The sequence below is a fragment of the Psychrobacter sp. H29 genome (genome assembly GCF_059073055.1).
Genome location: NZ_JCACRY010000001.1, coordinates 1,234,261 through 1,247,758, shown reverse-complemented (window position 1 = coordinate 1,247,758; position 13,498 = coordinate 1,234,261). Strand labels below are relative to the sequence as shown.

14 protein-coding genes are annotated in these 13,498 nt (G+C 44.7%); 11 read left to right on the top strand and 3 right to left on the bottom strand.

Annotated elements, in window-relative coordinates:
- Positions 1 to 161: 161 nt before the first annotated feature.
- Positions 162 to 1,388 (top strand): nicotinate phosphoribosyltransferase, encoded by a 1,227-nt coding sequence (gene pncB, locus AC5JP1_RS04885; protein WP_493843363.1) that lies wholly within the window; start codon positions 162 to 164, stop codon positions 1,386 to 1,388.
- Positions 1,389 to 1,409: 21 nt separating this feature from the next.
- Here pncB and xseB read toward each other — a convergent pair whose 3' ends face one another.
- From xseB to AC5JP1_RS04870, 3 genes are all read right to left on the bottom strand, one after another.
- On the bottom strand, positions 1,410 to 1,670 hold the full coding sequence (gene xseB, locus AC5JP1_RS04880) for an exodeoxyribonuclease VII small subunit (protein WP_493843362.1): 261 nt from the start codon (positions 1,668 to 1,670) through the stop codon (positions 1,410 to 1,412).
- 58 nt (positions 1,671 to 1,728) lie between these two features.
- Complete coding sequence (xseA, locus tag AC5JP1_RS04875) at positions 1,729 to 3,261, bottom strand: exodeoxyribonuclease VII large subunit (protein ID WP_493843361.1); 1,533 nt, start codon at positions 3,259 to 3,261, stop codon at positions 1,729 to 1,731.
- Positions 3,262 to 3,499: 238 nt separating this feature from the next.
- Entirely contained in the window at positions 3,500 to 3,868 is a 369-nt protein-coding gene (locus AC5JP1_RS04870) for a hypothetical protein (RefSeq protein ID WP_319050271.1), read from the bottom strand.
- Between the two features lie 303 nt (positions 3,869 to 4,171).
- Here AC5JP1_RS04870 and AC5JP1_RS04865 point away from each other — a divergent pair, with 303 nt between their 5' ends.
- The 10 genes from AC5JP1_RS04865 (at position 4,172) to AC5JP1_RS04820 (ending at position 13,338) form a co-directional block, all read left to right on the top strand.
- Complete coding sequence (locus AC5JP1_RS04865) at positions 4,172 to 4,831, top strand: alpha/beta hydrolase (protein ID WP_493843360.1); 660 nt, start codon at positions 4,172 to 4,174, stop codon at positions 4,829 to 4,831.
- Positions 4,832 to 5,042: 211 nt separating this feature from the next.
- Positions 5,043 to 6,143, top strand: a complete 1,101-nt coding sequence (zapE, locus tag AC5JP1_RS04860) for a cell division protein ZapE (protein ID WP_319050273.1) — start codon at positions 5,043 to 5,045, stop codon at positions 6,141 to 6,143.
- Between the two features lie 227 nt (positions 6,144 to 6,370).
- Positions 6,371 to 6,955, top strand: a complete 585-nt coding sequence (locus AC5JP1_RS04855) for a nitroreductase family protein (RefSeq protein ID WP_493844436.1) — start codon at positions 6,371 to 6,373, stop codon at positions 6,953 to 6,955.
- 123 nt (positions 6,956 to 7,078) lie between these two features.
- Positions 7,079 to 8,365 (top strand): NAD(P)H-dependent glycerol-3-phosphate dehydrogenase, encoded by a 1,287-nt coding sequence (locus AC5JP1_RS04850; RefSeq protein WP_493843359.1) that lies wholly within the window; start codon positions 7,079 to 7,081, stop codon positions 8,363 to 8,365.
- A gap of 66 nt (positions 8,366 to 8,431) precedes the next feature.
- On the top strand, positions 8,432 to 8,890 hold the full coding sequence (locus AC5JP1_RS04845; protein WP_493843358.1) for a SixA phosphatase family protein: 459 nt from the start codon (positions 8,432 to 8,434) through the stop codon (positions 8,888 to 8,890).
- An 86-nt stretch (positions 8,891 to 8,976) separates the two neighbouring features.
- Positions 8,977 to 10,299, top strand: coding sequence for a type II secretion system protein GspL (gene gspL / locus AC5JP1_RS04840; RefSeq protein WP_493843357.1), 1,323 nt, complete (start codon positions 8,977 to 8,979; stop codon positions 10,297 to 10,299).
- A 32-nt stretch (positions 10,300 to 10,331) separates the two neighbouring features.
- Positions 10,332 to 10,901, top strand: a complete 570-nt coding sequence (locus tag AC5JP1_RS04835) for a type II secretion system protein M (RefSeq protein ID WP_493843356.1) — start codon at positions 10,332 to 10,334, stop codon at positions 10,899 to 10,901.
- 237 nt (positions 10,902 to 11,138) lie between these two features.
- Entirely contained in the window at positions 11,139 to 11,552 is a 414-nt protein-coding gene (locus tag AC5JP1_RS04830; RefSeq protein WP_493843355.1) for a DUF4870 family protein, read from the top strand.
- A 223-nt stretch (positions 11,553 to 11,775) separates the two neighbouring features.
- The gene (locus tag AC5JP1_RS04825; protein WP_493843354.1) at positions 11,776 to 12,810 is read left to right on the top strand and encodes a quinone-dependent dihydroorotate dehydrogenase; all 1,035 of its coding nucleotides are present in this window, start codon (positions 11,776 to 11,778) and stop codon (positions 12,808 to 12,810) included.
- Positions 12,811 to 12,840: 30 nt separating this feature from the next.
- Positions 12,841 to 13,338, top strand: coding sequence for a CvpA family protein (locus AC5JP1_RS04820; RefSeq protein ID WP_319050280.1), 498 nt, complete (start codon positions 12,841 to 12,843; stop codon positions 13,336 to 13,338).
- The last annotated feature ends 160 nt before the right edge of the window (positions 13,339 to 13,498 follow it).

Below are 13,498 nucleotides of genomic sequence, written 5' to 3'. Positions count from 1 at the left end.
CCGCGCTTGATAAAGGTTTGTCGTTTAATATTTAGATACTATTTATAGTTCAAATACAGCCTATATTTTAAGTACAGTTTATATCTCAAATACAATGTTGCAATGTCGCTTGGTCTATTCAGTGACGCTTGTTTCTCATTTTGCACTTCTAAGGCCATAGCATGACTGCTACCTATACCCCGATCATTACCTCACTGCTTGATAATGACTTGTACAAATTTACCATGCTACAAGCCATGCTGCATCAGTTCCCTCAGACACATGGTGTTTATCGTTTTCGCTGCCGCAATAACAAAGACACGGCCTATCCATTGGCTGACATCCAAAAAGACTTAGAGCAGCAACTAGACAGCTTGTGTGAGCTGCGTTTTTTACCAGATGAGTTGGATTACCTGCGCAGTTTGCGCTTTATGCGTTCAGACTTCGTCGATTATCTTGAGTTATTTAAGCTAAAGCGCCGTTTTATTACTGTCAGTACCGATGCAAAAGGGCGCTTATCTATCGATATCGAAGGACCGATGATTCAAGCGATGTTCTTTGAAGTATTTGTGCTGGCTATCGTCAATGAGCTATATTTTAATGCACTATCGAATGATAGCGTGATTGAAGAAGGACAGCGCCGACTCGATGAAAAGGTCACGCTACTGCACCAATATGCGGTAGAGCAAGCAAACAATGGTGTCGATACACCGCCGTTTATCGTTGCTGATTTTGGCACGCGTCGACGTTTTAGTAAACACTGGCAAGCGCATGTGGTGGAGACGTTATACAACGCTGAACCAAAGATCGTGAGCGGTACCTCTAATGTATATTTGGCAAAGCAGCTTGGAATGACGCCAATAGGGACGATGGCACATGAGTTCATGCAGGCATTTCAGGCATTGGATGTGCGTCTGCGTGACTCACAAAAGGCCGCACTTGAAGCATGGGTACATGAATACCGTGGCGACTTAGGTATTGCCTTAACCGACGTAGTCGGAATGGATGCGTTCCTGCGTGATTTTGACTTATATTTTGCCAAGCTCTTTGATGGGCTACGCCACGATAGTGGCGACCCTTATATTTGGGGTGATAAAGCAGTTACCCATTATGAAAAGCTAAAAATAGACCCAAAGACCAAGATTCTGACTTTCAGTGATGGCTTGAACTTAGAGAAGGCGTGGGAGCTGCATCAATACTTTAAACATCGTATCAGAACCAGCTTTGGTATTGGCACCAACCTGACCAATGACATGGGTATTACACCAATCAATATCGTACTAAAACTGGTAGAGTGCAATGGTCAGCCAGTAGCCAAGCTATCTGATAGCCCAGGCAAGACCATGATCAATAATGACACGTATCTTGCCTATCTTCGTCAAGTGTTTGAGGTAGATGAACCAGAGTAAGCCAGAAAAACACTCTGTTGTCTAACTATCAGCCTGATTATGCTTGGAGTCGCTAGTAGGATTTTCTTCAGCAAAGGCGGCATCCAATGCTTGTTGAACCGCATTGATGCGAGTCTCGCACACGCGATAAGCGGCGATAGACTCTTCAACGGTGGTCATCAGGTTGTCAATGTCAGGCTCGTCTTGTTGCTGTAGTTCGGCTGCATTGGTTTTCAAAATATCGTAGGCCGCCTTAAAAGTTTTTGGGGCGGCTTTTTTGCGTCTGCGAGTAGGGGTGGTCATAAAATTTCCTAATGTTTAAAGGTAAGTAGACGAGTGTTCTTTAGATATTATTATTTTGTTAAGTCAAAGTGCCTGAGGTTTCTGTTACTTCTTTATCCATAGTGATATCTATAATCTGTGCTGTTGCGCTACCATCTTTTAGAATAATATTGACCGTTTGCTCAGGATGCAGTTGGGTGCTGCTGGTGAGTGTTTGTTTGCCTTTTTTATCCATAAGCATGGTATAGCCTTGCTTGAGCACGCGAGAGGGTCGATGTAATAGTACAATGTCTCGCAGATGTTCACTATCGCGCTTCGCTTGTATCACTTGTTGTTGGGCGTTTTGCATAATGGACTCTTGGTAATTTTTACTACGAGTAGTGGCCTTTATGAGCTGCTGATGCGCTAAGTTTTGCGTCTGTACATACCGCTCAGTCGTTAATCTGGCGGCTTGCTTTACTTGGCGCTGCGCACTTTGTTGAATACTACGCCACGCATAATCACTGTCTTTTTGTAGAGCGGTGAGCTGTCCGATAGTTTGCGACTGTATTTGGCTCAACTGGCGCGTGGTTTGTTGCTCGGCAGTATTCAATTGGCGCTGAGCGGCTTGCTTAATTTGCGCTTGATATTGTAGCGTCTGAGAGACGAGCTGCGCTAAATGGTTATGGATAGCAGCAATGACTTTGGAAGGCGTATCGAAGCTTGTGTGCGCAACTTCATCTAAAATCACGCGGTCCCGCTCATGACCGATACCGACCCAGACAGGAATAGGTAGCTCAGCAACCAACGCTGCCAACTCATAATCATTCAGATAAGCCAAATCACCAACTGCACCGCCGCCACGAATAATGACTAACAGGTCTGGTAGGTGCTGGTAAGTATCATAAAACGCCTGTTGGGCGCTAACAATCGCTTGTCGTATCTCGGCAGGCGCGTGATTGCCCTGAAAGGTCGCATGATGATAGTGGAACTGACAAGCGCCTGTATTCGCTAAGCGATCTGCATCGGCTTGAAAGTCACCCAATCCAGCAGCCTTTTCGGGTGCGATGACCAGTACATGCTCGATATCAAAAGGAGTCGAAAGCTGTCGGTTAAGATGCAGTAGGCCTTCGCCTGTCAAGCGATCGACCATCTCCGCATATTGCCGTGCTAAGTCACCTAGTGTATAGCTAGGATCAATATCTTCAACAGTGATAGAAAAACCATATTGGGCATGGAAACCTGCCGATACTTTGAGTAGGACAGTCAAGTCACGCTCAAGGGGCATGCCTGTTGCGCGCTCAAACTTAGCCAACACACGAGACGCTTTAAAACGCCAAAGATTACCGCGGCAACTGGCAACTACTTTGCCATCGTCGTCTTTTTCTGCCAACTCAAAGTAATAGTGACCGCCCTTACTTGATAAATTGCGGATTTCCGCCTTGACCCAGACACGGTGATCAAAGGTTTGCTTGATGACCATTTCAACCGCCGATAAATAGTCGCTCAGGCGTAGGACGGTATCTTCTAAATGGTCTTCTTGCTCAGCGAGTTCTGCTTCCAATGTTGCCAAATCTTTAGCAGGCGCTAATACTTTGGCGGGTTTGATATTTGAAAGATTGGGTTTGCGCATGATATGAGACCGAAGATGATTGAAATACAAAGACTGATGAGGTAGTGATAAGTAGAATATGAACAGTTTAACCCAAAAGGGCGTGTACAAAAAGCGAAGCCAACACGCTTTGAGCGATATATTATCGACATCGAAGCTTGTTGGCTATTTGATTGGCATCAGATTGTCTGTGATATCAGCAGATGACTCGTAAATTTACCATCCGTAAGGTGGCTATCGTATAAAGTAGGTTGTTGGCTTATTGGCAACGAAAACTAATAGTATATTCATAGTCATCATCACGCGACAAGTTAGGTGTGCCTGTACCAAAGATAGAGCCAACGACTGCACCCATTTGTCCAACCATGCGACCAGTACGCTCATTCAAGATACCGTTATATTGCACGCTGTCTTCTACGATAATCACTTGCTTGCTACGACAGGTTTTTTGCGCACTATCTATGGCATTCTGTTGCGCCTTTACTTTAGTATCGCTGATACCAGTAGTCTCATAAATGGAATTGGCACGTTGAATCACAGGCGATGATGGTGTGCTTTGACACGCACTCAATGTCAGTATAGCCGCGAAACACGCACCTAGACTGGCGGTTTTATTAAAAGTATTCATAAATGATTCCTGAGGTTACGAACAAAACATCATGGTTATAAGTAAAGCTTTATGAATGTAACCTAACGATATATTAAATGTCTAGATGCTTATGGTGTGTTGTATTGCAGCGATATTGCGACGAGACACTGCCATAAGTGGGTTTAGTGAAATGAGTGAGGTATAAAGCCTAAATCCCAAGGCTAAAAATAACTTTCATTCGTTTAAAACAAAACAAGACACAGCCGTACACAGCAAATTACTTGAAATATAAATCATATCTAGCATAATTGAGCCATTCATTTTTTATTAAAAAGTAATACTATGCAATTGATTCCTGCTCCTGCTGGTGTGCTCGAGGTCGACGCACTATGGCAACAAGACAATCCGAATGATCCAAACACCGATACCGTGGCGCTATTGTGTCATCCTAATCCCCTGTTTGACGGTACGATGAATAACAAAGTAGTCACGACTATGTATCGCTTTGCTCGTGATAATGGCATGCATGTGGTGCGCTTTAATTTTCGCGGGGTAGGACAGTCGACAGGTGAGCACGATTACGCGGAAGGTGAAGTCGTCGATGCAATGACCGTGCTACAATGGATCACCGAACAAACCAATGCCCGTAAACTATGGCTTGGTGGTTTTTCTTTTGGTGGATATGTCACAGCCCGCGTGGCTGAACAAGTGCTTGAAGCCCCGCATATATGGGGAGTGGGTGATTTTGAAGTTTCAAAAATTGCCCTTATTGCACCATCAGTCGAAAAAAACGACAGTAGTGACATTGATCTACCGGCTGACAAAACCTTTGAGATTTATGGCAATGCTGATGAAGTGATTGAACCTGACAATATGCAAGCGTTTGCAGATCGTCTAGGGCTTGAGGTTAGCGTCGTCGATGGTGCTGGACACTTTTTCCATGGACGCTTGTCAGAGCTCAAAAAATTATTAGAAGCCCATAGCTTTGGGCATGACGGCTAGCTTTGGCTTTATAATTGTTCTTCAAAGGCCGTTATTTCACAGCTTTGTCTTTGAAGAGGCTTTTTGTAGTACATCTCACAGCCCATGTTTTTGAATAAAGTACCTTGGTGTGAAGTGTGTTGACGGGTAGTGTTTCTTGTCAGATACTTGGCTATCCCACTGTTTTGTTATTTAATTTTGATATTTATTGAATCCAACGATGAGTCGTATTATGAGTTTATCTCCATTGCAACGTTACGAGAAAGCCGTCAGTACAGATGAGTTTACCCGTGATGAGCAGCAGTTTCAGGCCATGAGTTCCCTTGATGAGATATACCATCAGCTCATCAATAGTGCGCCGCAAAAGAAAGGTTTTTTTGGGTTTTTGAAGTCTAAACCGGTCGCACCAACTGGGCTATATATGTGGGGCGGTGTGGGACGCGGTAAAACGTGGATGATGGACATGTTCTATGATTCATTGACCATTGAGCGCAAAATGCGCCTGCATTTTCATCATTTTATGCAGCGCGTCCATCAAGAGTTGAACAAACTCCAAGGTGAAAGCAATCCACTCGAAAAGGTCGCCGATATTATTTATGAAGAAGCGGTCATCATCTGTTTCGATGAGTTTTTTGTGTCTAACGTCTCCGATGCTATGATTTTAGGTGATTTGTTCACTATGCTGTTTAATCGCGGCATTACCTTGGTCGCCACATCAAACATTGAACCCGCTGGACTATACAAAGATGGCCTGCACCGTGACCGCTTCTTGCCAGCCATTGCAGAAGTTGAAAGCCATACAAAAGTGATGAATATTGACTCTGGTATTGATTACCGTCTGCGAGTGCTTCAGCAAGCGGAGCTATATGAGTCGCCAATGACCAAGGCCAACCATCACTGGTTAGCCAACCGTTTTGCCAGTCTGTCTGATAACCAAAAAATCAGTAATGATCCTATTACTATTAATGGTCGCGAAGTAAAAGTCAATGCGCGTACTGACGATATTCTATTTTGTGATTTCCGCCATCTGTGCATGGCACCGCGCTCAGCATCTGATTTTATTGAGCTTGCCAAACAGTTCAGTACGGTATTGGTCGATTCAGTTCCTGCCTTGGATGATGATCTGCGTGATCCAACGCGCCGCTTTATCTACCTTGTTGACGAGTTTTACGACCGCCGTGTAAAACTCTTGGTACGAGCAGAACAATCGATTTTGGACTTATATCAGGGAGAAAAGCTGGCGTTTGAGATTGAGCGTACTCGCTCGCGCTTGCTTGAGATGCAATCAGAAGACTACCTACGTATGGAGCACCGTGTCGAGGATGCCGCGTAGTTCTCCTTAAAGCTGTATTGCTGATGCTCTATGCTCATTGCTTCTAAAAGTACTGTCAAAGATTTATTCTTTAGAACTGCTGAGTAATAAGAATTAGGCAGTCAGTGATAAATATTACAAACAATCAGTAAAAATAGATAATAATAAATAAGGATAAAAAAATGACTACGACAAATGAAGAAACGCTAGACAATAAGCTGTCCGTGAAAAATGTATCAGGAAGCGATATGTCATCTACCAGTGATGAGTTAATAGGTTGGATTAATTCAAGACGCAGTATGGGTAATCTAGATACACCAGCACCGACGCGTGACCAGATTGAGTCTGCTATTGAGTGCGCAGCAACAGCACCAGATCACAAAAAATTGCGCCCATGGCGATTTATTGTGACGCAAGGTGACGCGCGACATGAGCTTGGCAGTGCTCTGGTTGAAGCCGTCAAAGCAAAGGCATTACAAGATGGTGAAGAGGTGTCTGAGAAGACCATCAAAAAAACCCACACTATGCCACTTCGTGCACCAGTGATTATAACTGTGGTTACTCAAATGCAAGCGCATAAAAAAGTCCCACCATTTGAGCAAATGCTTAGTGCTGGCGCTGCGGTGCAAAACCTTATATTGGCGCTAAAAGCCCAAGGGTTTAGTACGGTGTGGCGTACTGGACTACTATGTAACGAGCCGGCAGTAAAAGCCTATTTTGGCGTAGGGCCAGATGATTATGTGACCGCTTTTGTTTATACTGGCACAAGCCCCAAAGATGAGTCTGCCCGCAAACCTATCGATATCGAACCGTTAGTACGCTTCGAGTCATGATTTGACCCTATAGGATTTCTTGGTAATAGTATTGCCAAAATAGACAGTCAACCTGTGTATCTAAGATATCAGGGGTAAGATAGATTCTATTGATAATAAGTCAGTCAACACGGATAAAAGAACATGACAAGCCCTAACAATAGCAACAAAGACAATAGCAGCGCTAGTGATGAGACGAGCAACAATATGTCTGACAAACAAAACGGTATGCTGGCAGGTATCTTAGAGCGTGCAAGTAAGTCAGGCATCGGTCGTAAGAAATCAATACCGAGTCCAGTGGCGTCTGCAGTTGCAAAGGATATGGCAGATATTCATAGTAATCCTACCAAACTGCGTTTGGCATTTTTGGGTGGTGGTAGCTTTGGTACGGCAATGGCAAATTTGGCCGCACGTAATGGCTGTGATACCACGCTATGGGTACGTAATAAACGTTCTGTCAAAGCGATGGCAAAAACCCAGACCAACAAAAAATATCTACCGGGCTACAAGCTTGATGATCGTCTAAAATACAGCCATGATTTGGCGGCAAGCGTCAGAGACAAAGATATCATCTTTATTGCTGTACCGGGCTTGGCCTTTCGCGAGACCCTCAAGAGTATCGCGCCATTTATCAGCGGACAGTCTATTGTCTCATTGACAAAAGGCATGGAGAAAGATACTTTTGCGATGATGAGCGACATCATCAAAGAAGTGCTGCCTGAGGTAAACTTTGGTGTTATGTCAGGGCCAAATCTGGCTATCGAAATTATGAAAAACATGCCATCTGCTACAGTCATAGCAAGTGAGTCGGAACCATTACGCCATGCCGTACAAGCTGCGCTGCATAGTGCGTTTTTTAGAGTGTTTGCTAGCGATGATATACGCGGCGTTGAGCTTGGAGGCGCACTCAAAAATATCTACGCCATTGCTATGGGTATGGCAGCTGCCTATGAAGTGGGCGAGAATACCAAGGCAATGATACTGACCCGTGCGCTGGCAGAAATGAGTCGTTTCGGTGTAGAAGAAGGGGCAAATCCGCTCACCTTCTTAGGTCTGTCGGGAGTCGGGGATTTATACGCTACTTGCAGCTCAGAATTGAGTCGCAACTACCGTATCGGCAATATGCTCGGTCGTGGCATGAGTATCGACGCCGCTGTCAAAAAGCTCGGTCAAACTGCTGAAGGGGTCAATACGATTCAGCAGGTTCACGAAAAAGCCACTAAAGCGGGCATTTATATGCCCATTACCCATGCACTCTATGCCGTGATTTATGAAGATAAGGCAGCACTAGGCGTGGCACTACATTTGATGGAAGCAGGATTCCGTAGTGATGTTGAGTTTGTGATGGCTCATGACCATAGCAATGCCGCGCTGACCGCTCATATGAAAAACAGTGCTACAGACAATGCCAATGATGCTGATAGCAAGTAAGGCCTATCATTTAGGCAAAGTACTATTAGGCAAAATACACTGCCGCCACATGCACCAAGGAAGGTTATGAAAATTATATTAGTACGTCATGGTCAAGCAGAAGATGAGACGCGTCCAGATAGTGCGCGCCAGTTGACTGATTTTGGTCAGCAGCAAGCAGTGCAAACGGCGGAGTACGTGACCACTCATTATAGCCCAGATCGTTTCATAGTCAGTCCTTATGAACGCGCGCAACAGACACTGTCTGCATTCCAGTCGCGCGCGCCAAAAACACCATCATCTATCCAACCCAACATCACGCCTTCTGATAATGCTCGTCAGGCGCTAATAGATATCGCTAATATTGACGCGGAGTGTCTGGTAGTGGTTTGCCATATGTCGATTGTTGCTTATATAGCGGGGCTGCTTACCGGTGAGTCTCCTGAGTCATTCTCTTTGGCAGAAGCTAGAGTGTTTGAGATGGAGTTTGTGATGACAGGTATGGCAACAGAAGTGGATCGGTTTGTGCCTGATCAGCCATACTAAAAAATTTGGACATTCAGCAGATGCCTTTGGGGTTCTGCCTCATGAACGTATGGTTACAATTGCATCAATAATTGAGGACACGTTTAGTGTTACACGTTTGGTTACGAGCGCAGCATAGTCCGTTAGCTGTCTGGCATGAAGAGGTACAGCAGTGGCAAATGGTTGACAGCTGGCAGCAGCTGCAAACTGTCTATAGCCATTATAAATCCAATAGCCAAAAGTCACTTTGCCTATATTTTCCCTCAAGCTATGCACTGCAGGTAGATACCGAGCTTAGTGCTACTCAGCTCAAGCAGCTAGGCAACAGCGGTAAGCAGTATCTGTTTGAAGAGACCTCGCTCACACCTGTTGAGCAATTGGCTATTCGCCAGTTAGGTCATGCTGATACTACGCAGCTGTACGCACTGGCGCAAAGCGATATTGAGTCCTGGCAGCAAAGTGCTCAGCTTATTGGCATGAATATCGTTGCCTTACTTCCTGATTTTTTATTGTTGCCGCCACCAGAGGAGGGAGCAGGTCAGCAAGTGACACTGTACCAAGATGAGCAGACCATGCTATTGCGTCAGTCAGTGCGCCAAGGTATGGCTGTCAGCTATTTGCCACTGATATTGGAGCGTCTGCCACACTTAAGTGAAGTGATGATGCTATCGTCCATTGAGGCTTCGAGTCTTGTAGACAGTCAGTTGATAGATGATGGTCTAAACGCGGCTATAGAACCTAACAAGGCTGACGTTGCGGGTACAAAAGATACCCAGATGACGCTAGCGATAACCAGCGCCATCGCACAAACAACAGCGCTTATCGCTGATTCTCAATTGTTATTGACGACGCTACCGAGTATACCGAAACCCATTGACGGTCCTGAACGTCATGCTCTTAACTTTTTTATTAAATCAACTGACTCGCAGCTATCACCTTATCTGCGAGTGGCAATGATGGTTGCGCTAGCGGCCTTGGTGCTACAGATGGCAACCGATGGCGTACAGTGGTACAAATACAACGAGGCCACTGCTGCAACCAAGACTGAAATCGCGGCGCAGTATCAATCTTGGTTCGCTGATGAGCCACTCAGTACACGTACCAAACTCCAAGTACAACTGCAACCCAAGCTGATGAGCGACAGCCAAGCACCCGAGTCGCATATAGCCGCACTATCAAAGATATCACCTTTGATCAAACAGTCCTCGCTACGCGCGCAATCATTAGTCATGCAACCATCAACACTCAGTTTTACGCTCATTGCACCTGATCGCGGCAGTCTAGATCAGTTTACGAGCACACTGGTTGCACAGGGATTGAGTGCTAAGCTTGCACAAGTGAATAGTAATGAGCAAGGTCAGTTCAGTGGTCAGATCACTGTGAATGTGGTGGAAGGGAGTGGTGCAACAGACAATGTGGCAGCGTCATAACTCATCTAGGTATCGGTAATAAAGGTTAAAATATGAAACGATTACAGCGCCGTACCAAACGTAGTGCAGCTGGCTCTGCATCCAATACTACAACGCATGCACTCTCAGCTCAGATTGGCAGTTATCAAAACATGCTGGCAACGCGCTGGCAAGCTCTACCACCACGTGACCAGCTGGCATTAGCTGTATTGTCCGTGTTTCTGCTGTTATTTATCGGTGGCTATGGCGGTTATAGTATTCATCAAGCCGCAAAAGCCAGCAAAAGTAACTATCAAGAGCAAGTATCTGATTATTTTTGGTTGCGTGCGCAAGCAGGTAATATTGATAATAATGCATTGAATATTAATAATACTACTAACGGCGTGGCTGACATGCCACCTGCCAATCGCATCAGTGCGCTACTCAATAATTCAGGTATTACGGACGCTCAAGTCGTTTCTGCTGGCGATTCGGTGCAGTTGAGGTTTGTGCATCCTAGTCAAGCTGTTGTCAGTACTGCACTTGGTAAGCTTGAGCAGCAAGGTTGGCAGTTCATGCAGTTATCTATGCAGCAAAACCTAACGGACAAATCCATTGAAGTGCAAGCCACTATCACTTCATAGTGTGGTGTGCTAAACGTGATATATCAGTTAAGATGAGCGATGGCCAGTGCTTAAGACGGCGTGCTGGGTCCAACATCTTAGATTAGGTGCCATTTTAGCTTGAGTATTATTTTAGCTTGAATGTCATTGAAACGCCATTTACTGGCACCATTAACTATTTATTAGTCACTGCTACCTACAAATACGTATCATAAAAAAATATCTAGATAGCCAACTCAGTAAGGAAGATTGCCTACGATGAGTGACAGTATGAGCAAAGACAAGCACCGTTCTTTGGTGACTTACAACCACATTACTTATTTCTTATATGTGATCAGTTACTTTACTGCTGGTTTATTATGGATTGTGCCGATTGTGATGAACTATGCCAAGCGCCATGATACAAATGGGTCATGGTTAGCCACGCATTTTGATTGGCAAATCAAAACCTTCTGGTACAGTATTGTCTGGTTTGTCATTGGCGTTGTTATCATCACCTTTGCACTGGGCGGATTTGGGGTTAGTGTGTTGGCCGATAGCGGTAATATTGCCATTGGTTCCATATTATTGGCTGGATTTGGTCTATTGATTATGACCTTTACCTTTATCTGGCATCTATATCGTATCGTTCGTGGTTGGATTGCCCTAACTGATGGTCGCCCAGTACCTTAGTGCTTTAATATGGTTTGAGTGTTTTTTGATGTTGATGCACTGAACAGGCAGTGACTTATTATCGTCATTTACTGAATGCTTAGGAGTGCTAAGAGTTACTTTGGGGTGGAAATTTACCGTATGAAACTTTGCCCTTGTTTCTGTTAAGCTGATATAATCGCTGCGCTTGATTTTATTCATATTCTTTATTCACTATTGCTTTTGAGCAGGGTCTGTCGTCATTATGTCTTATGCCTTACTTCGTCCTTTTTTGTTTAATATGGATCCTGAACACGCCCATGAGATGACTTTGTCTTTATTGGACAAGGCACATAAGGCGCGCGTCTTAGGTCTGGCATATGGTCAGTCGATGCAGCCCACAGACTGTATGGGATTGCAATTCTCTAATCCAGTTGGTCTTGCCGCAGGTCTGGACAAAAATGGTGACTATATTGATGCCTTAGCTGAGCTTGGATTTGGCTTTATAGAAGTAGGTACCGTCACCCCAAGACCACAAGTGGGTAATGATAAACCCAGACTGTTTCGAATCAAACAAGCAGACGCTATTATCAACCGTATGGGTTTTAATAATGAAGGCGTTGATTATCTGATTGATAACGTCAAACGCTGCAAGTATAAAGGCAATATCGGTATCAATATCGGCAAGAATGCTGATACGCCAGTAGAGCAAGCAGCAGATGATTATGTCTATTGTCTAGAGCGTGTTTATCCTCATGCGTCATATATTACGGTCAATATCTCATCGCCAAATACCAAGAACTTACGTGATTTGCAAAGTGGAGAAGCGTTGACCCAGCTGATGGATACGATTAAGAACCGTCACAGTCAGTTAGCCACTGAATATGGTTTTTATGTGCCGTTAGTATTAAAGGTTGCCCCTGATCTAGAGCCTCTACAAGTCGACTATATCTCACAGCAGTTGTTAGATTTTGAAATCGATGGTCTGATCGCGACCAATACAACATTGAGTCGTGTGGGTGTCGAAGACTTGCGTGATGGCGATCAAATGGGCGGTCTTTCAGGTCGACCAGTCAGCCATATTAGCACTCAGATTTTGCAGCAGTTCTCCGATCAGCTGGATGATAAAGTGGCTTTGATCGGTGTCGGCGGTATCGATAGTGGTGCCAAGGCCGTCAAAAAAATCGAAGCGGGTGCAGACATGGTGCAGCTCTATACAGGACTGATCTATAGAGGTCCTGGACTGGTACAGTCGTGTATTCAAGCAATTGGTGGGTATTATGATGCCATGGAAGGCTAATCACATGAAGCAGGTAGTGAGGCGCAAAGTATGAGCGGTCTAGATATTGTGATTGCTATCGTTGTATTGATTGGCTTGTGGCGTGGCTTTCAAGTCGGACTGATCAAAACAGCAGTAGGCTTGGTAGGTTGGTTCATTGCGCTTATTGCCGCAACTCGCCTAGCAGGCGTAGTATCGCCTCAACTGTCTGGTATCGTACAAAGCCCTGTGTTACAAATGGCGTTGGCTTTTTTGTTGGTAGTGATTGCAATATTGGCTATCATGCACTTGGTGGCTTTTGTGTTCTCAGGCGTACTCAAAACCCTACGCTTAGGTGTGGTTGATAAAATGGCTGGTGGGGTACTTGGTGCTGCCAAAAACGTCTTGATGGTATTGGTCATTTTGAGTGTCAGTGCACCACTATTGGTGCAGATGCCGCAATGGCAGACCTCAGTACTTGCCCCTGAACTCATGCCTTATGCACCCATGGGCAAAGCTTTGGTTTCAGATGTGTTGGGCATGGCTTGGGATCAAGTCAATCAATCGTAATTTTCTAAAGTTTTCATTCTTTTTATACTTCTAAATGTTTGTGCGTGTCGCGGATCATCAAAAACAAGTTACCAGAAACTATCGTTAAGTGTCTTACAAAATCATCAGGTTAGCGGTGGACGACAGTGAGTGATTTTAGCAACATGCTGTCGTTGCATTT